This is a genomic window from Martinezella multihospitum (assembly GCF_900094585.1).
Classification (GTDB): Bacteria; Pseudomonadota; Alphaproteobacteria; order Rhizobiales; family Rhizobiaceae; genus Rhizobium; species Rhizobium multihospitium.
Map to the genome: position 1 here is coordinate 485,980 of NZ_FMAG01000004.1, position 23,734 is coordinate 509,713.

The 23,734-nt window shown below is 59.1% G+C and carries 19 protein-coding genes; 4 read left to right on the top strand and 15 right to left on the bottom strand.

The window, feature by feature from the left end:
* Window positions 1-4: 4 nt before the first annotated feature.
* The 3 genes from GA0061103_RS18390 to GA0061103_RS18400 form a co-directional block, all read right to left on the bottom strand.
* Window positions 5-487: a hypothetical protein gene (locus GA0061103_RS18390; protein ID WP_141694442.1), complete on the bottom strand. Its 483-nt coding sequence runs from the start codon at window positions 485-487 to the stop codon at window positions 5-7.
* Between the two features lie 52 nt (window positions 488-539).
* Window positions 540-1,373 carry a lysozyme inhibitor LprI family protein gene (locus tag GA0061103_RS18395; RefSeq protein WP_092713602.1) on the bottom strand — a complete coding sequence of 278 codons (834 nt, stop codon included), beginning with the start codon at window positions 1,371-1,373 and terminating at the stop codon, window positions 540-542.
* 166 nt (window positions 1,374-1,539) lie between these two features.
* On the bottom strand, window positions 1,540-2,415 hold the full coding sequence (locus tag GA0061103_RS18400) for a hypothetical protein (RefSeq protein ID WP_092713604.1): 876 nt from the start codon (window positions 2,413-2,415) through the stop codon (window positions 1,540-1,542).
* 444 nt (window positions 2,416-2,859) lie between these two features.
* Here GA0061103_RS18400 and GA0061103_RS18405 point away from each other — a divergent pair, with 444 nt between their 5' ends.
* The 3 genes from GA0061103_RS18405 to GA0061103_RS18415 all read left to right on the top strand — a co-directional run bounded on the left by GA0061103_RS18405 (window position 2,860) and on the right by GA0061103_RS18415 (window position 4,921).
* Window positions 2,860-3,252 carry an Ivy family c-type lysozyme inhibitor gene (locus tag GA0061103_RS18405; RefSeq protein ID WP_092713606.1) on the top strand — a complete coding sequence of 131 codons (393 nt, stop codon included), beginning with the start codon at window positions 2,860-2,862 and terminating at the stop codon, window positions 3,250-3,252.
* Between the two features lie 4 nt (window positions 3,253-3,256).
* On the top strand, window positions 3,257-4,384 hold the full coding sequence (locus GA0061103_RS18410) for a tetratricopeptide repeat protein (RefSeq protein ID WP_167376609.1): 1,128 nt from the start codon (window positions 3,257-3,259) through the stop codon (window positions 4,382-4,384).
* Between the two features lie 126 nt (window positions 4,385-4,510).
* Entirely contained in the window at window positions 4,511-4,921 is a 411-nt protein-coding gene (locus tag GA0061103_RS18415; protein ID WP_245304795.1) for a hypothetical protein, read from the top strand.
* A 146-nt stretch (window positions 4,922-5,067) separates the two neighbouring features.
* On the opposite strand, the gene GA0061103_RS18420 is transcribed toward GA0061103_RS18415, so the two are convergent.
* From GA0061103_RS18420 to GA0061103_RS18435, 4 genes are read right to left on the bottom strand one after another with little or no spacing between them, the layout of a single operon-like run.
* Window positions 5,068-6,309 carry an alpha/beta hydrolase gene (locus GA0061103_RS18420; protein WP_245304796.1) on the bottom strand — a complete coding sequence of 414 codons (1,242 nt, stop codon included), beginning with the start codon at window positions 6,307-6,309 and terminating at the stop codon, window positions 5,068-5,070.
* A complete protein-coding gene (locus GA0061103_RS18425) occupies window positions 6,309-9,368 on the bottom strand; it encodes an efflux RND transporter permease subunit (protein WP_092713608.1) in 3,060 nt (1,019 codons plus the stop codon). The genes GA0061103_RS18420 and GA0061103_RS18425 overlap by 1 nt, the downstream gene beginning before the upstream one ends.
* A 12-nt stretch (window positions 9,369-9,380) precedes the next feature.
* Entirely contained in the window at window positions 9,381-10,451 is a 1,071-nt protein-coding gene (locus tag GA0061103_RS18430) for an efflux RND transporter periplasmic adaptor subunit (RefSeq protein ID WP_092713610.1), read from the bottom strand.
* Complete coding sequence (locus tag GA0061103_RS18435) at window positions 10,448-11,524, bottom strand: efflux RND transporter periplasmic adaptor subunit (RefSeq protein WP_092714367.1); 1,077 nt, start codon at window positions 11,522-11,524, stop codon at window positions 10,448-10,450. The genes GA0061103_RS18430 and GA0061103_RS18435 overlap by 4 nt, the downstream gene beginning before the upstream one ends.
* A 106-nt stretch (window positions 11,525-11,630) precedes the next feature.
* Here GA0061103_RS18435 and GA0061103_RS18440 point away from each other — a divergent pair, with 106 nt between their 5' ends.
* Entirely contained in the window at window positions 11,631-12,260 is a 630-nt protein-coding gene (locus GA0061103_RS18440) for a TetR/AcrR family transcriptional regulator (protein WP_092713612.1), read from the top strand.
* A gap of 155 nt (window positions 12,261-12,415) precedes the next feature.
* On the opposite strand, the gene GA0061103_RS18445 is transcribed toward GA0061103_RS18440, so the two are convergent.
* From GA0061103_RS18445 to GA0061103_RS18485, 8 genes are all read right to left on the bottom strand, one after another.
* Window positions 12,416-12,970: an invasion associated locus B family protein gene (locus GA0061103_RS18445; RefSeq protein WP_425349514.1), complete on the bottom strand. Its 555-nt coding sequence runs from the start codon at window positions 12,968-12,970 to the stop codon at window positions 12,416-12,418.
* 134 nt (window positions 12,971-13,104) lie between these two features.
* Window positions 13,105-13,578: a DUF4189 domain-containing protein gene (locus GA0061103_RS18450; RefSeq protein WP_092713616.1), complete on the bottom strand. Its 474-nt coding sequence runs from the start codon at window positions 13,576-13,578 to the stop codon at window positions 13,105-13,107.
* Entirely contained in the window at window positions 13,575-14,270 is a 696-nt protein-coding gene (locus GA0061103_RS18455; RefSeq protein ID WP_092713618.1) for a hypothetical protein, read from the bottom strand. Before GA0061103_RS18455 ends, GA0061103_RS18450 begins: the two co-directional genes overlap by 4 nt.
* A gap of 14 nt (window positions 14,271-14,284) precedes the next feature.
* Entirely contained in the window at window positions 14,285-14,860 is a 576-nt protein-coding gene (locus GA0061103_RS18460) for an invasion associated locus B family protein (RefSeq protein WP_092713620.1), read from the bottom strand.
* Window positions 14,861-14,867: 7 nt separating this feature from the next.
* Window positions 14,868-20,174, bottom strand: a complete 5,307-nt coding sequence (locus GA0061103_RS18465) for a beta strand repeat-containing protein (protein ID WP_092713622.1) — start codon at window positions 20,172-20,174, stop codon at window positions 14,868-14,870.
* Window positions 20,171-20,620: a hypothetical protein gene (locus GA0061103_RS18470; RefSeq protein WP_245304797.1), complete on the bottom strand. Its 450-nt coding sequence runs from the start codon at window positions 20,618-20,620 to the stop codon at window positions 20,171-20,173. Before GA0061103_RS18470 ends, GA0061103_RS18465 begins: the two co-directional genes overlap by 4 nt.
* Before the next feature lie 311 nt (window positions 20,621-20,931).
* Window positions 20,932-21,816 (bottom strand): helix-turn-helix domain-containing protein, encoded by an 885-nt coding sequence (locus GA0061103_RS18475; protein ID WP_092713624.1) that lies wholly within the window; start codon window positions 21,814-21,816, stop codon window positions 20,932-20,934.
* 1,041 nt (window positions 21,817-22,857) lie between these two features.
* Window positions 22,858-23,613, bottom strand: coding sequence for a GntR family transcriptional regulator (locus tag GA0061103_RS18485; RefSeq protein ID WP_092713627.1), 756 nt, complete (start codon window positions 23,611-23,613; stop codon window positions 22,858-22,860).
* Window positions 23,614-23,734 lie beyond the last annotated feature (121 nt).

Consider the following 23,734-nt stretch of genomic DNA (forward strand, 5'->3'; position numbering starts at 1 on the left):
CTCTTTACGGGGCTGGCTCCATCGCCGGAAGATAGTAGCCGCGTAGAATTGTCCCATTAAAAGCAGCACCTTGACAACTTAAAGAATAGCGCTCCCAGGAAATGTTGGTGACGATCCGCTGCGTTTGCACGTCCATGGCCCGGTTTTGATAGTCAACCTCCGCCTCATAGACGGCCTGTTCACCGGGGCCTTGAGAGACACCCTTCGTCGAGACCAGGGTTTGACGTGTGCCGCCCGCCTGCATTGCCACAGGTTTTGGCATGGCCAAGGCCGTCTGCTCCTGATGCTTCTCCGTCAGGTAGGCCAGGCATGCGGCAAAGGTCGAAAAGGGGCCGGCCACGAGAGGTTCGGGCGGCAGAGATCCGCTGGCAAGTGCCGTGCGGGCGATAAGAAATACGCAAGCCGCTACGAGCCGTGAACCGACATGAAGCGATCGCCGGGCACTCGTCGTCTTGATCATAGGTTCATCTGGTAAAACAATACCCATTGGTTCTCCCGGTGATCGCGCCGGCCTTGCCCTTAATCGCGTCAAGCTGCCCTCATAGTGCCGGCGGATAGGTTGGGCTCGTCAGGCACTGGTCAAACCAGTCTGTATCCGTCGTTTCGAGCGGCCAGATGCCTTCGACATCGAGTTTGGCAAGGCCTGTCTTCGGTGATGGAAAATGTTGATCCGCATCGGGATTCAGCGTCCAGGTCGCATCCTTGCCGCCGCCGCAAATATCGCCCGATTGATCGCTGCACAAAGCTGCGGGTTTCGCATTGTCGCCCTCGATGGTGCTCACGGCGTGATATTCATAGAGGGACCAGCTGGCCCATTCCGTGCTGGCGCTGCAAAGGCGGGCCTTGTTCTGGACATGCATGGCGCCGCTGCATTGATAGGAATAGCTCGACCCATCCCTGTCGTTGGGAATGAACTCGCAACTCGTATCGAAGCCGGCAAGGGTGCCTCCGCTGTATTTCGCGAGAAAGCGGCGCTGCGCCTGAGCTTGCATGACCAATCCCTTGTCCGATTGATCACTAAGCTGTGCCGTGCGTTCTGCGATCGCTTGTCGCAGCTTTCCGGCTGGCATCGCCGAACCGTCCAAGCCGGTCTTCAATCCCTCGTTGCGCACCGCGATCCAGCGACGCTGGCTATTCACCAGCATCGAGCGGATTTCCGGATCTGGCGCCGATTTAAGGAGCGCGGCATAGGCTTGCCCCATGGCGGCATCCGCCGCCTTGAGGCTGGCGTTGCCGCAGATTCTCTTATCGATCGGATCGCTCGCCTTGGTGCAGTCGATTGCCCAGGAAGGAGTCGCAACACCCACCCCCATGATCGCCAGAAGGCCGGCGATCGTCAGTCGAACTCTTGCTATGGATTGATGACGACACATGGTGGCTTCTGTTCCTTTATTTCTTCTGCCTGATGATCCGGTTGGGTGATATCGCAATCTTGCTGATCGATACCGTCATCGAAAGCTCCGCCCCCCTTCTGCGATCAACGGCGCGTTCGATCAGACCGGAGCCGAAAAGAAAGCCGGGAGCTTCCATGTGCGGTTGTCAATTCGCCTTATGCCATTTGGACCGCTCGCAGGTCGCTTGATAGTCCGAAACCATTGGCTTGCCGTCGCCGAAGCTGGTGAGGCTCAGTTCCATGTCGCCCTTGTGATAATAGTAGCTGCAGGATGCCAGATCCGTGCCCGAGCAATCGGTCGCCTCGATGATCCCGCTCTTGCGAATATTGTCGCCGACGAAATCCTGATAGGCGGGGGCTGGACTGCGAAACGGCTCCCACCCTTCGGCAATGATCGCCGCGCGAGCCTCGGCGACGGGCTTGCCGTAAACATTCGGCACTACGGCCTGTCCGCCACAGACGGATTGTTCTTTCGCCAGAGGCCCGACTTCAATCGCACGACCGTCAACGAGCCGGACGTCACCAATAGGCGTTTGAACAAGGTCGCCATCGACAATGCGCAGGCTGTCCTTGGCCGCGATGATCCTGCCGATCGATAGCTTGCTGTTCTTATTTGCGTAGATGATGACGAAAAGCTGCGTGCCGCTGAAGAGCGCGATATTGCCCTGACTGATCTCGCAGGCACCGGCGGTCGAAGGTTCGAATTCGCCGGCAAAGCTCACTGCGTCATAGGATCCGAGCTTTGCTTCCCCCGTCACTCCCCAACCGAGAGCATCGGCCGCTTTTCCGCCCGCGCTCTTCGGAACGACCAGCGCGTCGCATTCTTCCCGGGATTGGGCCGAGGCAGGCGCTTTGGGCAATTGCGATAGAAGCGCGATTTCGAGCCCCGGAACCCGCGATCGTATGCTCGGCGCAACCTCTGCACTCTGGCCCGTCGCAATCGGACCGCCACCCAGAAGAAAGGCCAATATGAGCAAAGTGCGACCGGCAGAGCGTTGGAGAATGCGCTTGTAAATAATCAAGAGGGCCTCGAAGATGTGGACATCAGCGAAAAATATAGGGATGTCTATTCAACGGCTGTGTGCCGTTCAAGACGTGCGGACTTGACTGAGGTCTACTCCCCTCCATCTCGAGTGCACATCCGTCCAGAATTGCACGTTCGCGATCTCTCGCATCGAAACGGGAGGCTGCGAGCCCCGCACCGATTCATTTCGCGGCAATTGCTTTTCCAGACCGCAGCTGGAAATTGCTGGCCGCATCGCAAATCTGCCGAGCCGGCTTTGCATTCGGCGCCCGCGCAGTGCAGGATCATCCATAACAAGTGCACTTGCGTTCAGATTGCGGAAATCGGCTGTCATCGGCCACGCCGTCAGGCTATGCGGATACCGCGACTGCGATAGAGGTCCGTTCGAGGCGACGAGCCTCCCCTTTGTGATCCACTGTCGTGAGAGGACAAACACGGATTCATGCGTAAGTTCCTATTCATTCTTGCGATTGCTGGCATGGCGGGCATCGCCCACGCCGAGGACGTCAACTTTTATGATCTTCTGAAGGACCCGGTTCATGCCCGGTCATGGAAGGCCATGCTGTCATCTGCCAAGGGAACGCCTGCCTGGGTGCGCGACCAGAACAGGTTCATCGCAGAGCCGGTCAAGACCATCTCCATCGACTCGGTCGACTACTCGATCAGCATCCTTGCCAAGCAGCATGCGACAAATGACGGCCAGGCAGCAATCCTCTTTAATGCGGATGGCACGCAGGCATGGGCGGAGATCCAGGACGAGAAGAGTCCAAAGCTCTATTTGGGCAACCCTTCCGCAGCACAGAAGACCGCGTTGGACAAGGCCCTGGCGGAGTAATCACGTGCGCGTTGCGATGCGGTTGTCGGGCTTTCTGTGCTGTGCTCTTCTTGGAGTGCAGCTGGCGGCGACGTCGCGCGCTGATGCAAGCGATGTGCAAACAACTGAGTCCACAGGGACACAACAGTCAACGTCCGCTGACTCAGCGACCGCGCGAAACGACGATACATCCATATGTAAGACCTTATCGACTTGCCTCACCATTGCCCAGGACGATACGCAAACAAACACAGATCGATCATTTGCCTATAGCAGCGCCGGCTATATGAGCATTGACGGCAACGAGCTGGATCTGGCTGAAGAGTATTTCAGCCTGGCACTGGAACTCGATGCGAAATCAGATATCGCCTATGCAGGGCGAAGTGATGCCGAGTTTGCGAAAGGGGCTTATGAGAAGGCCATCGCTGACGCCAAGAAAGCGGTAGAGTTGAAGCCGGATAACCATCCCGACGCCTATCTCATCCTTGGTACCCTTGCCGATCGCGATGGCGATCATGAAGCAAGGATCGGCTATATGAACAAGGCCATCGCACTTGCACCGGACTTTGCGGAAGCCTATGCCGGACGCGGCAACGGCTATCTCGCGCAAAACAAATATGATCTGGCTCTCGCCGATTTCAATAAGGCCATCGCCCTCAAGCCCGAACTGTCAGCCATGCTGCAGCAGACTTTCGAGGTTACCTATGTCGAGCGGGGCGGCTTGTATGTAAAAGACGGCAATTACGGTGCAGCGATCGATGACTATACCCATGCATTGCAACTGAACCCTTCCGATACAAGAGCGCTCAACGATCGGGGTGACGCCTACAACATGACCGGCGACTTCGGCAGAGCGATTGCGGATTTCACGAAAGCCATAGAAAGCGATCCGTCCTATCCCTATGCCTACAGCAATCGCGGCCTTTCCTATTTCAAGATCGGCAGGAACGATCAGGCGCTCCCCGATCTCGACAAGGCTATCGAACTCAACGATCAATCGAGCTCGACCTACTTCGTGCGAGGCGAGGTTTATCGAAGCAAAGCGGACTTCAAGTCCGCATTGGCCGATTTTCAGAAGGCACTCGAATTGGCGCCGGCCGATGATCCCGGCCGCACCAATATGCTGTCGGCAATTGAATCGGTGAAAAGATGAACGCGATCGCCAGCTTCGCTGGGAATCGAGCCGCAGCACGCACCGCACGCGGGGTCGGTCACCGCGACTGTCCTACCCCTGCCCCATCGACCTATCGTCGTATTATCAACAGAGGACGTTTTCGCTTTGTATAAGACAGCTTTCTACGCTTTCGCGTTCGCCACCATCTCTCTCAGCTCCGCCGCTGCCAGCCCATGCTCGCAACACTATCAAAGCACCGGCGTTCCGCTCGTAACCGGCGTGACTTATAAGACCTGGATGGAATTCCCATCAGTCAGCCCAGCCGTCGCCTTTGATAAGGTGTCGCGGGCAGTTCTGGCCGAAGGCTTTGTGGATGTGAATGCCGAGAAACAACTCGGCACGCTAACTGCGCAACAGGAAACGACCGGTTCGGGTCGGCCTCAGACCCTGCGCGTCGTCGTCAGAAAGAGCGGCAAGGGCAGCCGGATTGATGCGCTTTTCATGGTGCCGCAGGGCCAAGTTGCTCCCAACATGAGCGACAATCTCTGCCGCGTCGTCAATTCTGTAGCCGACTAAGTCTCTCGCAATCCTACCGTGTGCGAGTGCTTAATCTCACCGCGTTTCGGCTGCTATTTGGGCCGGCCGCTACATGCGGCCGCGCTCTTCAATATCTATAGGTTTGACTCGATCCATTCTTGAGCAACGGGCTTCACGACCGTTGCTCAGTAGGAAATACGTCCATCGACGATGGGCGGGGAGCCGGGTGAAAGCTGCTGCTTCAGCACCTGTCTCGCATCATTGCTGATGATCGACATGGGCGCTGCGACAGCGACTTTTGCCGCGGAGCCCGCCAAGTCCGCAGTTCGCACAGCCGCCATGCCAACCCGATCTGCAAGCGAGGTTTGTCCGGTATCCAACGACTGTCCTGCCAGCCGCCGTCCAAGCAATTGGACCATATCCCGATTATCCGCAAACGTATTATGGCCCAGCGCATCGTCGGGTTTAACGGAACTCGTATCGACGACCGTGATTCCGAGCTTGGCCAAATCGGCGGCATAAGGTGTCGAATCGAAGCCGCCGACACGGTTGACGCCGCCGGAGAGCCATCGTGAGACCTGCAGAGCCTTGTCCCTTGTCGACGAAAAGATCGTGAAATGCGGGCGCTGCGGCCCCATTTCGATCATCTGCCGGCGAAATACGTCGATATCGATGTCGGGCGATGCCAGGATGACATTCTTCACCTTTGACGGAATTGTCTTGTTGCGCATCGCGACGCCGCGCAGAGCCTCGGCGGTCAGCCAGGACCCCATGGAATGGGCAAGAATGGTCACTTCCCCGACATCAGGACTTTTGGCGGATTGCAGGATCATATCTTCCAGTGCCCGCCGCGAGAAATTCGTGCTCTCCTTGTCGTAGAGATAGTCGAAGACATTGCCGCGCGAGGGCCAGGTGAAGAGGATCGGCGCGGCGTCGGTTCCGGAATCATGAATGATCTGTGCGAAGCGAAAGACCGCATCGGAATAGGTATTGTTGAAGCCGTGCACGAAAATGACGACCTGGCGCTTGGCATTGCGGTTCTTGCTGAACCATTCGAAAATATTGCGCTCGGACGCCACCCTTCCGACCTTCAGGACAGCGAACTCTTTTTCGGGATTGGCCGGCACATGTGATGGCCATTGCACTTCGCCGATCTTGCGGTTTCGATCGGGAGGAATGGAAACGACGATATCGTTGAGAGAAATCGCCGTTCCGCGTTCGCCGGAGTAAAGCTCGCCCGGTTTGTCGGTCGGCTGGCGCGTCGTCGCCACCATGATGTCCACGGTGCTGGTGCCCGGTCCCGCCGTTGCGACCGGCTGGAGAACATTCTCCAGCCGCCCCGCGCATCCGGCCAATATCGATAGGGCCATAAGGACAGAAAGACAGGGCCGCCTGGGGGCACAGGTTGCCTTTCGAATGTCTGACATTAGATCACCTCGTGCTGCGCGCCGTCACGGGGAATGCGAAACCAGGCGACATACAGGGCGGGAAGGAAGAGCAGCGTCAAAACCGTGCCGACGACGATGCCGCCCATCATCGCATAGGCCATCGGACCCCAGAATATCTCCCTGGAGATCGGGATAAGCGCAAGCGTTGCTGCAGCGGCCGTCAGCATGATGGGCCGCATTCGATGCTCCGTCGCCTCTATGACGGCTTGCCAGGCCGGCACGCCCTCGCTTCGAAGGTGCTCGATCTGCACGACAAGGATCACCGAGTTGCGGATCAGGATACCTATGAGGGCAAGCACGCCAAGGATTGCGACAAACCCCATCGGCGCGTTGCTGAAGAGAAGTGCGGCAACCACACCGATAAGCGCTGTCGGAGCGACAGCGAACACCAGAAAGAGCCTGCTGAAACTTTGCAGCTGGATCATCAGGATCGTCGCCATGATGAACAGCATCAGCGGCGCTACCGCCACGATCGGCCCCTGCGCCTTGGCGCTTTCCTCGACCGAGCCGCCGTCTACGATATGGTAGCCGCTTGGAAGCGTCTTGCGGAATTCATCGACTTTCGGCTGCAGTTCGTTGACGATCGTCGCCGGCTGCGTCGATCCGACGACTGCGGCCTTGATGGTGATGGTCGGTATGCGCGTTCGCCGCCAGATCGTCGGCTGCTCCAGCTCATAATGGAAATTCGCAACCGCGGACAACGGCACGGATTTGCCATTAGAGCCGGCCAGTTGGAGGTTCTGCAGCGTCTCGATCGAGCCGCGCTCGGCTGTCTGGGCTCTACCGATCACATCGATCAGATAGATGTCATCCCGAATATTCGTTGCGGCCGTTCCCTCGACAATGCCGTTGAGAGCCGTTGCGATATCTTGAGACGAGACGCCCAATTGCCGCGCCTTATCCTGCAGAACATCGACTTTGACGACGCGCGAAGGTTCATTCCAGTCGAAGGTCATGTTGGACAGCAAGGGATGCTGACCGACGATGCCTGCAAATTGCTGGGCGATGTCCCGGACCTTCTGAATATCGGGTCCACTGATCCGGTACTGCACCGGCTTGCCGACCGGAGGGCCGATGTCGAGCAGCTTCACGAAAGCATCGGTTCCGGGGAAGGTCTTCGTCAGATAATCCTGCAGTTCGGCTTTGACCTTGTCGCGAACGTCAAGCCCCTTGGTGACGATCACCGTCTGGCCGAACGAGACGTCGGGTGTCTGCACATCGAAGGACAGGATGAAACGAGGAGCACCCTGCCCGACATAGCTCGTCCAATGATCGATATCCTTGTTGTTTGCCAGCATCTCGCGTTCGAACCTGGCCATCTGCTTGTTCGTCTCGGAAATCGAGCTGTTTTGCGGCAGGTTCCAGTCGACGATCAGTTCGGGTCTGTCGGAGGAAGGGAAAAACTGTTGCTGCACCAGGCTCATCCCCCCGATGGAGAGGGCAAACGCGGCCACGGTCGCGCCGATGGTTATCCAGCGCCAACGCAGGGCAAGGCTTAGGAGCCAGGCAAAGACGCGCGCAAAGCGGCCTTTCTGATCATGGTGGGATTTCATGGTCTTCGGAAGGATCGTCACGCCCAGAAGTGGCGTGAACAACACCGCAACGATCCATGAGACCAGGAGCGAAACGGCAATGACCACGAAGAGAGTGAAGGTGAATTCGCCGGCCGCACTGGTGTTGAGGCCGACGGGGATAAAGCCCGCGACCGTCACAAGCGTGCCCGTCAGCATCGGGAAGGCCGTCGAGGTGTAGACGTAGGTCGCCGCCTTTCTCAGATCGTCGCCCACTTCCAGGCGGGCAACCATCATCTCGACGGCGATCATGGCATCGTCAACGAGCAGGCCAAGGGCGATGATCAGCGCTCCAAGCGAAATACGCTGCATGGAAATGCCGGTATAGGCCATGACGAGAAAGGTGATCGCCAGCACGAGCGGAATGGAGATGGCAACCACGAGTCCCGCCCGGACGCCAAGGCTGATGAAGCTGATCGCAAGCACGATGACGATGGCCTCGAACAGCGCGCGCGTGAAGCCCGACACGGCCTCGTCGACGACGGCGGGCTGATCGGACACGCGCTGGACGTCGACACCGATGGGAAGATCGGCCGTGACCTGCTCGATTTCCTTGTCGAGCGCCTTGCCGAACTCAAGCAGATTTGAGCCCGTCTTCATGCCGATGGCAAGCCCGATGGCCGGCTGCCCGTTAAATCTGAACAGCGATGAAGGAGGATCGACATAGCCGCGTTTGATCGTCGCAACGTCGGTCAGCGGAAAGAAGCGATCGTTGACGCGAAGATTGATCGATCTGAGGCTGTCCTCGGATGTAAACTGGCCGCTCACCCGCAAGGCGATGCGTTCAGGACCGGCATCGACGAAACCGGACTGCGTCACGGCGTTCTGCGCCTGAAGCGTGTCGATGACGGATTGCTGGTTAAGGCCGAGAGCGGCGATCTTCCGTGTGGAAAATTCGAGATAGATGGCCTCGTCCTGCGCGCCGATGATATCGACCTTGCCGATATTGGGGACCGTCAGCACTTTCGCGCGTGCATCCTCGACCAGATCCCGAAGCTGACGCTGCGTCAGCCCGTCGCCGGTGAAGGCATAGATATTGCCGTAAACGTCACCGAAGTTATCGTTGAAAAACGGTCCGACGACGCCGCTTGGAAAATCCCCCTTGATGTCGCCGATCATATTGCGGACCCGCATCCAGATGGCATTGACATCCTTGGCCTTGGTCGTCGGCAGAAGCTCGACGAAAATGGTCGTCTGGCCGGCAACCGTCTCGCTCTTCGTATAGTCGAGCGAATCCAGCTCCTCCAGCTTCTTTTCTATGCGGTCGGTGACCTGTTTGGTCACTTCCTCGGCCGATGCGCCGGGCCACTGCGCCTGAATGATCATGGTCTTGATGGTGAAGGCGGGATCTTCTTCGCGACCGAGACCGATATAGGAAAACGCGCCGGCCAGAATGAAGACGATCATGAAGTACCAGACGAGCGAACGATGTTCGAGCGCCCAGTCGGACAGATTGAATTTTTTCACGGGGATCTTTCCTTAGTCTACCCTGACGGCCTGGCCGTCTGCAAGCTTGTGAACTCCGGCAATGACGATGCGTTCGCCAGGGCTGATGCCTTCGGCGATCCTTACCGAACCGCCGTCGACAAGGTCCCCGTCGATCTTGATTGCCCGAATGGAGACTTTGCGAGCCGCGGTATCGACCACCCAGACGTTCGGCTTCCCGTCCTTCACCAGCACGGATGAGGACGGCAGCAGGATCATCGGATCCGCAATAACAGTCGCGGTCGCGGTGACGACAGAGCCAAGGCGAAATGCCGCCGGCGGATCGATGAGCGTGATTTTCGTGCGCCGCGTGCGGGTGGTGGCTTCGGCTTCCGGAGCGATCTCCCGGACGACACCGCTCGCGCGGATGGTCGGGTCGAGCTGGAGCGCCACTTCAAAGGGCGAGCCTACCTTGAGACCGTCGAAGCTTGCTACCGGTATGTCGATGATGGCATCGCGCTGGTCAGGGCGCGCGACGGTTGCGATGCTCTGGCCGGCGGAGACGACCTGGCCCACTTCGGCGGACGTTGCGGTCACGACACCATCGAATTCCGCGCGAAGCTGGGCATAGCCCAGCTGCTCCTCGGCCTTGTCCAAATTGGCCTGTGCCTTGGCAACCGCCGCACTCGCGCTCTTGCGGCCGAGTTCGGCCTCTTCGTAGGCCGCCTCGCTTCCCGATCGGCTTTCGAGCAAGGACCGTTGGCGCTCTTCCGTGGATGCGGCATTTGCCAGCTGCGCCTGGGCATTCGAAAGCTCGGACTGGGAACTCTTGACCGCAAGCTCGAGCGAAAGCGGATCGATGGCCGCAACGACATCGCCCTTCCTGACGACATCGCCGACGCTGACCTTGCGCGCTATGACCCGTCCCAGGACGCGAAATGCCAGTTGGGTCTCGATCTTGGCCTCGACCGTTCCCGGCAAGGTCAGCGCAGAAGCCGCGGTGGACTTGGCGACAACGGAAAGCACGGGACGCGGCGGCTCGTAGTGGGCTTCATCCTGTTTTTCGCAAGAAGTCAGCAGCAATGACCCGAGGATCGCAAGACCGGCTGTGATGCGGATATTCATTTTGCAGCTCCGTTGTCATATGTGACGGCCTGGCCCGATCGCAGAAATTTCGCGCCGTCGGCGACGACGATCTCGCCCGGCGACACGCCCGCCCGCACCGCAAAACGGCCGGTTTCATAGGCGGAGACATCGACCTGGCGAAGAGAGACGCTCGACGAGGCGGGATCGACGACCCAGACGGCCGGCTTGCCGCTCTTCGACGTCATTGCCGACCATGGCAATTCGATTGCGTCCCGCGCGGCGGACCGAAACAGACCGACGACCGGAGCGCCGAGCGGCATGTCCGGCGCCCCTTCGAGAGCCACCTTGACCCTGATCGTCCCGGTCGAGGAGTCAATCGTGGGCGAGATTTCACGGACGGAGGCCTCTATTCTGTGAGACGGCGCCGAAAGGAGGCTGACAGCGACCTTGTTCTCAAGATTGCGGCCCAGATAAAGGGACTCAAAGACGTTGAAGACCGCGTCCCGCGGACCGTCATGCGCAAGGGTGAAGACCAGCTGCGCCGCCTGCGCGACCTGGCCCACCTCTGCATTTCTAGCTGTAATCACACCGTCGGCATCAGCGCGCAGTTCCGTATAGGAAAGCGCATCCTGGGCGGTGTCGAGTTGCGCTTGCGCCGATTTCACGCTCCCCTGAGCGGTCAAGAGGGTTTCCTGAGCCTGATCAAGCGCCGCACGGGTCGTAACCTGCGTCTTGAAGAGGTTCTGCTGCCGGTCGAAGGCCAGCTGCGCCTGTGTTTGCTGGGCGAGCGCCGACTGCAGGTTCGCCGTGGCGACGCCGAGATCGGCCTTTTGCTCTTCGGCATCCATGCGCGCAAGCACCTGCCCCGCCTTCACCGACGAGCCGACATCGACGAGGCGTTCGACAATGCGCCCACTGACCCTGAAGGAAAGGTCGCTCTCGACCCGGGCACTGACTTCGCCGGTGATGGTGTTGTTTTCCACGACCGGCGTGACCTTCGCCACGACGGTCTCCACGTTCTTCGGCTTCGTCTCGCTCGCGCTTTGCTTTTCGCATGAGGCAAGCGCGACGGCACTGACACTGAGCCAGGCGACGACAAGGACAGCTTTCATGAATTTGACCTCTTGCATCCGTTCGGCAGACGAATATTATTGACTGACTAGGAAGTCAATGGAAATTGTCTTGACGCCAAACCACGAATAACGCTCAAGGTGGGATATGCCTGATACGAAAAAGCTGACGCGCGCGGAGCAGAAAGCCCGCCGCCCCGTTCAGATCCTGGATGCTGCGTTTGAAGAGTTCGTCGAACGCGGCTACGTCGCGACACGCGTCGAAGATATAGCCACCAGGATTGGAGTTACGAAGGGAACCGTCTACGTTTACTTCGAGGCCAAGGAGCAGCTTTTCGAGGCAATGATCCGGCACATTTCGACGCCCCTCGAAGATCTATTGATAAGCGGAAATGAGCTGAAGGGGACCGCTACGGAGCGGCTTCGAAAAAATATCGAGCTGATCTACGATCTCATAATCAATGATCGCAAATTGCGGGAATTGATGAGGTTCGTCATTGCCGAAGGTTCGCGGTTTCCACATATTGTCGACAGGCACCACGACATATTCATCGATCCTCTCGAGCGTCAAATGCAGTCGCTTATTGATGAAGGGGTAAAGCTCGGGGAGTTTCGAGCGGCGCCGGCCGCGTTCGCCGATGCCGTCGTTGCGCCCGCAATCGCCTTTCTGTTCTTCAAGCTGCTTTTCGATGAGCGGCGAGCTCTGGACAAAGCAAGCTATCTGAAGGCGCACATCGATCTTGTCTTGCACGGGCTGCTCCTGAAGGAGCCGCGCTAGCGCAGGTATCCGGTATCGAACGGCCAGCCTTGTTGCGAGAACGGCAAATTGCCGTTCTCGAAGATGCTGGAAATCGCAGCCCTACAGGGCCGGACCTCTGGATTTGCCGCAAAAGCAGCGTGACGGCCCATCCGCACGGTGAGAAGATGCGGCTTCTATCGTGCGCCCAAGGAGGCCACGCGATCGGCAGCCGCTGAAAAACCTTGCAGGGATACCTGGAAGCCGAGCGGGTTGCCGCCGTCGGCAACGACCTTGAGGTTCAGGCGCGACCCGGTTCGCAATTTGCCAAGTGTTGCAGCGTCGACCGGAAGCAAGGCGATGCAGCCGTTAGGCAGACAGGTGCGAAAACGCACCGGCTTCAAAGGCGGCTGATCATCGATATTCGGCGTCACGCCCGAGTCGAGGACAATTCCGAAAGGCAGCAGCAGCGTCGCGAGCGCGCCGCCGTCGGGACGTATCTGCATTTCGACGGCAAGCAGCCTCTGGCCGTTTTGCTGGGTTTGATCTTGCGAAATCGTGCATGCCGACGCTTTGTCGCGTTGACTGCAGGCAACGCGCCAGTCCTGGTAGGTCTCCTGCAGGCTCGAAGCGCCATTTGGCAGAGCCGATTGCGCAAAGGCCGAAGAAGCAAAGCCAGCACAGACAAAGGCAAGCACCGCAGAAGATATGCGGCCGACCGTTCGGGATGAAGTGAATGTGGAATTTGACAAGGGATAAGATCTCTCGACTTGAAATACGACCTTCCGCGGCCGGTTCCATTGGGAGCGAAGGCAGCGGGCTAAGGTCAAAGATGATCACCGCCGGGACGAGGTGCGTTGTTTATGATTGCCGTGACCGGGATAGGTCAGGTGCATACCCACTCCCGAACGGCGCAGCGAGAACCTGAGCGCTCACATGCCTTAAGCGCGAGATCTTCAGCTTCGCGGCGTGTCGGTGCCGAATTCGCGCTCCAAGGTGTGGCGCGCTCACGCTTTTCCTTGCCGATGGCAAGGGCGCCGCAATGATTGTAGGGAAAGCCGGTCTTGTCGTCGTCATCCCAGTGCCGATGATTGCGAAATACGCTGACCACGACACAGCTGCTGCCCTTATCCCGCTCGCAATGTTTGAGCGCGATATCCATGGCTTCCTGGCGTTTGTCGGCCCCCCAAAAGAAGCCGTATTTTTCATCGGGCGCGGAATAGGCGATGGCCGCCCATATGCCGCGTTCCTCAGGCGGAGGAACCGGCGCCTGCTCCGTCGTAAAAAGATCGGCGGCCCACGGGTGGCCGGCAGAGACAAACAGCATGCCTATTGCTGCCATGGCAGATCTCAATCTCATTTTGGGCTCCCTTGTTTTCCTGCTGCGGAAGCGACGGAAATGACGATGCAGCCGCTTCCGCTTGGCAAAAGCATCGCATCGCCACCATCGTTGCCGAGCTGGTAGACACCGACCTGATCGAGGTTGTTGACGAGCTTGCTTCCGTTCGGGAACTTGGCCGAGACTTCCGGGCAAGACGCTGTGAACGGCGCGACGCGAACCATTGATCCTTCGCAGCCGGATGCGACCGGTGCGGCAAATACGATGCCGGCGGCCGGACCGCTATAGCCCTGTGTGGCATAGTTCATACCGACCAGCGCCTGCACCGCGTGCTTGTCCGCGGCTTCATTGTTCCAGATCGACTGGACATTGTATTGGGTCCCGCTCGTCAGCAATTGCCCGAGAATCGGGAAAACGGTCGAGCAGGATTGCAGGCCAGCCTGTTTGGCGTGCTGCAGGAACGGCGTATCGGGCAGCGCTTGATTGGCGTCATTTGCCGCAGCAACCGCCGGCTGCGGCAAAAGACTGCCGACCACGTCGTATCGGACGGCGGCGTAGCCGATGGCGCCGGCGACCGCGATTGCGAGCACCGATAGGGAGGTCACTTTCCACCAGCTTCGCCTCGGCCTAGCTTGCTCGCCGGCTAAATTTTGAATTGCCGCGTCGTTCGCGTTTCGGGACATGATGCGATCGTGGATCGATTGTTGGCTCATTGAAAATCCGTCCGTCACTTTATTGCTTTAACAGCTGTGGAAAGGCCCTTGAGGTTTGCGGTCACGCTGATCGTGTTCCCATCCGTGGTTGGGTAGGAGACTGTTGGCGCCGTGTTTTTGGAAATCTGCTCGCGCATTGCGGGGCCGACCGGCAGCATGCCGACGCAAACCGTATTGTTGCACCCGTTGAACTGGACAAGGATCGGCTCCTTGCGACCTTCGAATTTCAGCGAGAAGTGGCCATCGTTCTTGGCGATCGGGGCGGCACGCAAGATCATATAGGGATCACCCTTTTTGGTGGCCGCGAGCGACCAGCTGAACGCGACCTGTCCCGCCTGGTTCTCGATGATCTGGGTGACGTTGCAAACTCGCTGGTGACTTTTCAAGTTTTCGTCGCAGATCAGCGTCCAGTTTTCGAACGGGCGAATGATCCTCTGATAGTCGCCGGCCTTCAACTCGGGGGGAACGACGACCTCGGAAGGTCTTATGCGATAGTTGGGAAGAGCAACCTCCTGTCCGGCTGCGGTCGAGCCGAACAGGAGCATGCAAGCCATGAAAGCCGGGACGCCGAAGAGCGCTCCTTTGAACATGGCAGGCTCAATTCAAGGTGAAGCTGAGACCAGCGCCGACACCCACTTGTCCGCCGGCTGCCGTACCTGACAGATTCGCCCGGACCCGTCCGTTCTCGCTGGTGTAACCGGCGCCGAAGGCCAAGGCGCCCTCACCTCGCCACACGCCGCCGCCGACGGCCACGCTCACCTTGCCCGGACGATCGTCATAGCGAAGCGATGCCGCGGCAAGCCCAATTGCAGCCGCCTGTCTCGCTTCCGACCGTACATCTCCGAGTTCTCGGTTCAATTGCCCGAACTTCTGGTCCGTATAGTTGTTGGCGGAAGCCAGCGTATTGGCAGCTGCCGTGTCCGTATAGGATTTGACCTGAGTGATGCTGTCACCCAATTGGGCGACGTTCACAGCATCCGTCGGGGCGACACCCTTGCCGACGTTGGAAATGACCACCGGCGCATTCACGTCACCGCCCTGCAGCGTGATGCTGTTCTTCTTGCTGCCATCGGGGTTGAGGTCATAGGTGACGGCGTTCTTGGTGATCGTTCCGACACCCGTCTGCAGACTGTCGATCGCCTGATTGGTCGCATAGAGCTGCGATCCGTTGATAGCGTCGGTGCTGTCGGAAGAAATACGGCCGGCAGCAACGTTCGTGATGGTTCTTTCAGCCCCTTGAGAACCCACACTCACCGTTCCGACAGGCGTGGTGCCGGCGAAGTCGTAGTGCTGACCCTGAATATCCGTGCCGGAGGTGCCGACGGCAGCCTGCGTTGACGAACCGGAGCCCAACGCCACATCATTGGCATTGTTGGCCTGTGCGCCCTGACCGAGGGCGACCGCGCCCTGCCCTGTCGCCGTAGATCCAAGTCCCGCTGCCAGGCTGCTTGTTCCGCTGGCTACACTCTGTGGACCGATCGCAACGCTGTCGGTGCCGCTGGCGGTGGAATCCGCCAGCGTCGAGTTGGCGTGGAAGTACTTGATGCCGCCGCCATTCATGATGTTGGTCAGTGAGTTGTCGACCGCACCGAAGGCATCATAGACCGTATTGTAATTGTTGCCCTGGATATTATAGGTCGGACCGGTGATCGATCCATCCGGATTGACCGTCGTGTTGCCGCCGATCAGGCTGGTAACGTTGGTGCCGAGCCCCTTGAGCTGGCTGACATTCACCGCGTCGGTGTCGGCCGAACCGGCAGCAAGGTTGGTCAGCTTGCGCTCCGATCCAGCCGAACCGATCGACACTTCGCCGACGGAAGTCTGCGGGCTCGTAAGCGCAAAGCCGGTATAGTTCGTCTGTGCACCCACGGTCGTTACGGATTGGGCACCCAGCGCAACGCTGTTGATGTTGTTGGCCTGCGCGCCGGCACCGAGCGCCACCGATTGGACGCCCGCAGCCAGCGAGTTCGTGCCAAGGGCAACGCCATCAGCCAGCATGACATGGGCATTCTGGCCGATAGCAGTGCCGCCCGGGGCAACCTGGTCGACGACCGCGCCATTGCCGATGCCTATGCCGTTGTCGCCGTTGACGACAGTTGTGGGTCCGACCGCAACCGACTCGGCACCGACTGCGAGGGAGTCACCCGCCGTCGAGTTGGCATGGAAGTATTTGCTTGGTGTTGCCGCCACCGAAGCAATGGCTCCCTGGAGCTGGCGAACCGTGACGGCATCCTGCGCGCTGCTACCGTCAGCCACATTGGTAATCTGGCGATAGGACGTGCTCGAACCGACCGAAACCGCGCCCAACAGGGTTTTGTCCGTCGTGTTGTATTGGATGAAGTTCGTTGGACCCGCCGGAAGTTGACCTGTGGCCGGAGCCAGGGCGCGATCGGCAACCGATCCCGAACCAAGGGCCACACCGCCGACGATGGTCGACTGGCTATTCATCCCAAGTGCAAGCGCATTGTCGGCGGTTGAGGTGGCGTTATAGCCGACCGCCGTGGAGCCGACGCCTTGGGCTGAGGAATCGCTGACAGCAAGCGTGCTGTCGTTTGTACGCACATATCGAATGCCCTTACCGTTTGCATCGGTATAGGTCGTCGATGTGTCGCCGGCGATGTTGTTGATCGTATTGCCGAGATTGGTCAGGTTGCCGCCGATCGTGGTGACCGTCGTGTTGAGACTGTCGACTGCCTGATTGGTGGCAAAGAGCTGCGAGCCGTTGACTGCATCCGTCGAGCCGCCGTTGAGCTGGCCGGCAGCAACATTCTGGATCTGACGCTCGGCACCGGCGGATCCCACAGAGAAGGCGCCCGCCGGGGTGGTGCCCGCGAAGGTGTAGGCGGTGCCTCCCACCGTGGCTCCCGAAACCGCCGTCGTCGCACCAGACTGAGAATTCAGGCCAATGGCCACGTCACCGGCATTGTTCGCCACCGCATTCGGACCGACGGCAACCGAATCCGTTCCGAGGGCTTGAGAATCCGGCAGTGTGGAATTGGCATGGAAATATTTGATGCCGCCGCCGGTGTTGATGTTGTTGACGATATTGCTGAGATTGGTGATGCCCGTCGTGTTCAGGTCAACCTGCTGGTTGGTCGCAAAAAGCTGTGAACCGTTGACGGCATCCGTCGAACCGTTGCTGAGCCTGCCTGCGGCTACGTTGGTGATGGTGCGCTCGGCACCCACCGCGCCGACGCTCACCGTCGAGGCCGGTGTCGTACCGGCAAAGTTATAGGTATTGCCGCCGATCGTCGCGCTGGCGGTACCGACTGCTACGTCGGTCACCGAGCCTGAGCCAAGTGCGACGTCGCCTGCGTTGGCGGCTGAAGAGAGAGCGCCCAGCGCCAGCGCGTTCTGAGCGCCGGCATTCGCGCCTGCGCCGAGAGCGCTCGCCTGAACACCGGTTGCAAACGCATTCTGGCCGATCGCGGTGCTGGAGGTGGCCGTAGCATTGGCATTGGGGCCGATCGCGGTGCTGTAGTCGCCGGTGGCCTTGGATATGTATCCTAATGCGGCTGCGTCGAGGCCGGAGGCGGTCGCATTGTTACCAGCCGCGATGGCATTCGCCCCTGCCGCGGTCGAGAGAGGTCCGATCGCAACGGATTCCGCACCCGTTGCCGATGAGTCCGCCGCCGTCGAATTGGCATGGAAATATTTGATACCAGCGCCGGTGTTGATGTTGTTAATCGCGGTCGTGTTCAGGTCAACCTGCTGGTTGGTCGCAAAGAGCTGCGAGCCGTTGACGGCATCAGTCGAACCGTTGTTGAGCCGGCCCGCCGCGACATTGGTGATGGTGCGCTCGGCACCCGGCGCGCCCACACTGACCGTCGACGCCGGTGTCGTGCCGGCAAAGTTATAGGTATTGCCGCCGATCGTGGCGCTGGCGGTACCGACCGCTGCAAGGGTCGACGAGCCGGAACCGAGCGCCACGTCGCCGGAACTCGCCGTCGCTGTTGCGCCGTTACCCAAGGCGATATTGCCGACGAAGCCGGAAGCGCCTGCGGTGGAACCATTGCCCAGCGCGACGGAGCCCTGGCCGATCGCCTTGTTGTTGTTGCCGATCGCGACCGCGCCGGCCGCCTGGTTGGCGGTGGTGGCGGTCGCCGTGCCATCGCTGTTGGCGATGTTGTTGGCACCGCCGGTGAAGGCGCCGGTGCCGCTCGCATAGCTCGGATCGCCGATCGCGACCGCGCCGTCGCCGTAAGCGGTGTTACCCGCACCGATGGCGACGGCTTGACCGCCATCGGCGATCGCGCCCGTGCCGATGGCGACGGAATCATCGCTGAGCGAGCCGGCGGCGGTGCCGACGGCGATCCCGTTCACGCCTTGTGCCACCGCGCCCGAACCGAGTGCGGTCGAGGCTGCTCCTGTCGCGACGGCCACCGTGCCAATGGCGGTAGAATCGTCCCCTCCGGCATTGGCGTTACGGCCACCCGCGAACGCACGGGCACCGGTAGCCTTGGCCGCCGATCCGATCGCGGTCGCGTAGTCGGCTCCACCGTTCGCGTTGATGCCCAAAGCGATCGCCTGAGCCCCGCTGGAAACCGACCCGCCGCCGATTGCGGTGCTGTTCACGCCACTGGCAGTGGAGGACTCGCCTAAAGCTAGGGTGTTTTGCTGGTTCGCGATCGCGTTCGGGCCTACAGCAACTGCATTGATGGCGGTAGCCTGTGCTACATAACCTACGGATACGGCCCCAGTCCCTGAGGCATTCGCGCCGGCGCCAACTGCGGCGGATAAATTGGCAGCAGAGTTTGCGTTGTTGCCGAGGGCGATGCCGGAGGTCGCACCGTTTGCGACAATCGCGCCCGAACCTATCGCAACGGCACCGCCACTGGCGATCGCTTGTGCCTGATTACCCAGAGCAACGCCGAAATCTCCCGATGCGACAGTAGTGGGACCGATAGCGAGCGAGTTGGTCCCCGAGGCGGCAGCTGTCGTGCCGAGGGCGATGGAATCGGTGTTGGAGGCATTGGCGAGATAGCCCATGGAGGAGGCTCTCAGGCCAGAAGCAGTCGCCCCATTCCCGATCGCCGTGGACTGGTCTGCCGACGCAGTGGCCGACGTGCCGAAAGCGCTGGATCCGGTTCCCGTCGCAGATGCGCTCGAACCCACGGCATTCGACCATGCGCCCGTGGCCGTCGCGGCGGAGCCTAACGCAACAGCCTCGAATGTGAAGCCGGCAGGAGCGGTGCCGCTTGCATTGGCATTTGTACCGATAGCAACGGGAGAACCGCCGCCCGTTCCAGCGTTAGCCTTGGAGCCGACCCCCATGGCAATGGCGGAGCCGTTTGAAGATGAGGCGTTGGAGGCCAATCCAATCGCTACCGAGGCGCCACCCGAAGCGCTGGCCGTCGAGCCGAGAGCGACGGCGTTCGCCCCATTTGCAGTAGTGTTGACACCAAAGGCTGAAGCTCCGTCTGCCAGTGCGCGGGCGTTTCCGCCCACGGCAAGAGCATTGACGCCGGTGGCGTTCGCGAAGACACCCATGCCTATGGCGTTGAGGCCATTGACACCCATCGAATAGCCGATGGCGATCGAAGCATCGCCTGTTGCGCTATTGGAAGTGCCCAACGCCACGCTGTTCGCGTTATTCGCGTTAGTAGCGTTACCGATGGCGACGGAGTTGGCGCCTGTCGCGGTTCCGCCGCCGGCGGCATACTGCGCCAGGGCCGGTGTGGCGATGCCCCCGAATGCGATTGCACCCATCGCCACTGCTCCACCAACACCCAGCATCCCGTGCCCCAGACGGCTCCGCTTGAAGCCGAGCACGCGAGATGCCATCCGCAGCACCGCCATCAGCCGCCGGCGAACCAGGCGATTGCCATCACCGCCCGAAATCCAGCTTCGTGCAAATCCGATACGCGATTTGGCCTGCAGATGTTTCCCAACGCACTCGCTCATGCTGCTTTCTCCTCGCTGCTATCTGGACGACCGAGCGCGCGTGAATCCGCATCTGCGGCTGTGTCGTCGTTGAAATTGTGCGCTTGCTGAAGCGCGCGACCCATTTTGGCGGCCTGGCTTTCGAGCTGTTCGCGGACGGTGTCGGCCCATGGCTGCGTCAGCTCCGGAACGGAATACAACGCGGCGTCAGCCCGATCTGGCGGGAGCTTCGTCGTCACCAGGGCGCGGCAGACATCGAAATGGAACAATGGCTCCCCTTCCCCGTAGGCCGGAGAGGTCAAACCGAAGACAAGGCAGGCAAATAGATAATCGACTTCCGGGCCGGTCAGGCGGCTGGCATATCGGTCTTGCAAGGCAGTCCAGGCTACCTCGATTTTCGGAGCAAAGATTTCAAATTCAGGGAATTGAATGTCCATAGAGCACCGGATGGTTACCACCACGAACATGGCCTTATTTCAGCGCAACGGTATTTTAGAAAATTCCGGAATTTTTTTAGGAAATTACGGTTTTTTGCTTAGCCGGTTGCAGGTGTAGCCACTTTGCCACACTTAACCTAAGGCTGTTCTGCATGAAGAGGCGAACCGCTAGGCGATCTGCGCCAAACGGTTCTTTCCATTTCGAAAAATCTCTTCTGCCGTGTGAGCAGAAAACGTTCCATCCCCGCCTACACCTTTCGATTGGCGCGCTGAAAATCACAGGTCTCGGAATATTCGAACTGGCTTAGGACAGACCCGGGCTTGCCTTCATGCCCGTGCGGCTATCGCATATATCGAAGCTCCGTCGGCGTCCGTCCACGGTATCTCTTCATCGTGGTCGCCAGATGGCTTTGATCCGAAAACCCCGCCATATACGCGATTTCCGCAATCGCGATTTCGCCTTCGGCGAGCAGCTTTTCCGCAAGGTCCAGGCGCAGATTTATCAGATACCGGTGTGGGGGCATGCCAAAGGTCTTGGCGAACCTCACGATGAAATGGTTTGGCGAAATGCCAGCGACCGCCGCAAGTTCAGCGACGTGAACCTTTTCGGTGAAATGTTCGTGAAGATACTCTTCCACGCGTCGAGCGCTTTTCGCGGAGAGCCCTCCCCTGGGCGACGGAAGCTGTCTCATATTGTTTGCATAGGTACGGAGAAGATGTGTACTGAACAACGTAACCAATGAATCCAGATAGAGTTCATTCGGAGCTGCTTTCCCGGTTAACTCGACGGAAATCCTCTGCGCTATGCCGAGGGCGATAGGATCGACGGTTCCAAATGCTGGAGGCTCGAGTTCTACATTGGCAAGATCAAACTCCTGCAGTGCCAGTTCGGACAGAATTTGGGGGGGAATCGCGACGACAAGATTTCTCCTGGTTTCCGACCAGGCAAGAGTGCTGTCGACATCGGCAGGATTGATGATGAGGCAACCGACAGGCGCGTCATATTGGGTGATCTTGTCGCTGCCGAGAGACGCTCGCAAGCCACGCATAGGAGCCAGTACGATCCCCATCGCATGTTCTTTGGCCAGGAACGTCTGTGATCCAGGCTCGCGAACGGAGCTGATGACGCTCCCCCGCATGGTGGCCTTTCTCGGACCCGCACTTTCGGGAATTATGTCGAACACATATCGATCGGTACGCTCGCGCACCTCACCCGCATAATCCATTCTTCATCGCCCCGCCCGAACGAAACCCTGCAAATGCTAACAAGCAGACGAGATCCCAACGTCATCTGAGATCTCATTTTCCCAACACTGCCCGCCGGATGCCGCCGCAAACCAGCTCATAGCGCAAGATTAAATAGTATAAATTACCGAGTTTGGAAGGGGAGATATGAGGATGGTAAAGAAAGTATAAGCCAGCAGGGCGCGTCACTTTCTGATCCGGTCGAACGGATCCTGCGGCCTTCGGCACCTGATCGTACGGGATATGGATGCCATTTCACGACGGAGCATGACCGCCGGCTGTCGACCATTGCGACCGCTAAAGATCGCCTCGGCGCTTTTCATACAAGTCCCAAGCGACATCCACCATCGCTAGAAGAACATCTTTCTGATTCCACCCGGCTGCAGCTGCGGCCCGGACGATTTCACTAACTATAGGCTGCAATTGGCGTTGGCACTCGTTTGAAATGTCGTCAGCACCGTTTCCTACAGGTGGTTCACTAAATTTGAATTCTACCATTCTCACTCTCGCAGCCTTAATATATGTCAGCTATCACATTCCCAACATAAAATAAATCCGTAAGGACGCCCCGAGATTTTCATAGCCCCGCACCTAGTCACACTATCGCTATGCTGTAATCAAGCCAAACTTCATTACAACCATTAACTCTATATCATTGGGCAACTCACCGAGTGAGCAGCTTGTGATACAAGAAGAACGGAAGTTATTCTGCCGCCCCGGCGGAAGAGCTGCAAGACGCTGCGGCAAATCTCCGAAGCTGATCGACAGGCGGAAATCGCCATCGAAGAGGCCTACGCCTTCGAAATCGCGAACATTGCGTGTCACAACGCTCAAAGCTGAACGAACGCAGTCGCATCGTCGACCGACAAGACGCGGCCGGCAAGCTCCGGTCCTTAGGCGATTCTCCGGCCAGGAACGCAGGCAAGCCTTCTGGATTTCGCAGAAATGGCAGGCGCACCAGCAGCGAGATAATATCGCGCGGTCTCCGGATTGCGGCGCCGGAGAGCTACGCCTTTTGCCTGCTATTGAACCTCGTGCACATAGCGATGGCTTCTGGTCGTCGCACGATGTTTTGCGACAAGAACTGGAACTGCGGATTGATCATAGGCCACTTCGTCGATCGTCAGCACGGCGCTGGGCATGCTCAACTGCAACAGCCGGCAATCCTCCTCTGTTGCCATGTCGGCGGCAATCTGCTCTCGCACGGCAGAAATGCGAATCCCATAGCGATCGAGAAGGAAGAGATAAAGAAGGGAGGGAATCTCCTCCTTCTTGTCGGGAAACTCCGGCAGCATCCTTGCCGGAAGTGCCATGACTTCATGCATGACCGGCTTGCCTCCGACGCTGCGCAGCCGGTGAATCGAGATGACTTCAGCCGCATCATCAAGCCGCAGTCCGGCCCGCTCTTCTTCGTTCGCCCTGCGGCGTTTCAGCGAAAGAATATCGGATGTCGAGTTTTGCAGCGAACCGTCGAGCCCATGCAGACGAAAATACTGGAAGAAAAAGCGCAGGCTGTGCTGCGGCGTGCGGCCGGTGACCACGGTTCCAGTCTTGCGCCGGCGGCTGAGCAGGCCTTCATTGGTCAGATCCTGCAGGGCGCGCCTGATCGTACCGACAGCAACCCCAAACTTTTGCGACAGTGCGATCTCGCTCGGCAGCACGGTCCCGGCCGACCATTTGCCCATCATGATCGCTTCCGTGATCTGACGTTTCACGACTTCGTAGAGCGGAACGGAGAGCTCGGATGCACGCGGCACATCTGCTGAAAATTTGGGCATTTCGCGCAATTATTTGCCTCTTATTTGGAGTTGACTCGGAGCCTGAGCGACAGCATCATTACTATATAGTTTATATAAATACGAGTGCAGAGCCTCCATGTGTTTCTGCGCGTCTTTTTCG

Bases quoted from the DNA above. Each gene is read 5' to 3' on its own strand.
- GA0061103_RS18390 (WP_141694442.1), bottom strand. From the start codon at position 487: ATGGGTATTGTTTTACCAGATGAACCTATGATCAAGACGACGAGTGCC.
- GA0061103_RS18395 (WP_092713602.1), bottom strand. From the start codon at position 1,373: ATGTGTCGTCATCAATCCATAGCAAGAGTTCGACTGACGATCGCCGGC.
- GA0061103_RS18405 (WP_092713606.1), top strand. From the start codon at position 2,860: ATGCGTAAGTTCCTATTCATTCTTGCGATTGCTGGCATGGCGGGCATC.
- GA0061103_RS18420 (WP_245304796.1), bottom strand. From the start codon at position 6,309: ATGTCAGACATTCGAAAGGCAACCTGTGCCCCCAGGCGGCCCTGTCTT.
- GA0061103_RS18430 (WP_092713610.1), bottom strand. From the start codon at position 10,451: ATGAATATCCGCATCACAGCCGGTCTTGCGATCCTCGGGTCATTGCTG.
- GA0061103_RS18435 (WP_092714367.1), bottom strand. From the start codon at position 11,524: ATGAAAGCTGTCCTTGTCGTCGCCTGGCTCAGTGTCAGTGCCGTCGCG.
- GA0061103_RS18440 (WP_092713612.1), top strand. From the start codon at position 11,631: ATGCCTGATACGAAAAAGCTGACGCGCGCGGAGCAGAAAGCCCGCCGC.
- GA0061103_RS18450 (WP_092713616.1), bottom strand. From the start codon at position 13,578: ATGAGATTGAGATCTGCCATGGCAGCAATAGGCATGCTGTTTGTCTCT.
- GA0061103_RS18455 (WP_092713618.1), bottom strand. From the start codon at position 14,270: ATGAGCCAACAATCGATCCACGATCGCATCATGTCCCGAAACGCGAAC.
- GA0061103_RS18460 (WP_092713620.1), bottom strand. From the start codon at position 14,860: ATGTTCAAAGGAGCGCTCTTCGGCGTCCCGGCTTTCATGGCTTGCATG.
- GA0061103_RS18465 (WP_092713622.1), bottom strand. From the start codon at position 20,174: ATGAGCGAGTGCGTTGGGAAACATCTGCAGGCCAAATCGCGTATCGGA.
- GA0061103_RS18470 (WP_245304797.1), bottom strand. From the start codon at position 20,620: ATGTTCGTGGTGGTAACCATCCGGTGCTCTATGGACATTCAATTCCCT.
- GA0061103_RS18475 (WP_092713624.1), bottom strand. From the start codon at position 21,816: ATGGATTATGCGGGTGAGGTGCGCGAGCGTACCGATCGATATGTGTTC.
- GA0061103_RS18485 (WP_092713627.1), bottom strand. From the start codon at position 23,613: ATGCCCAAATTTTCAGCAGATGTGCCGCGTGCATCCGAGCTCTCCGTT.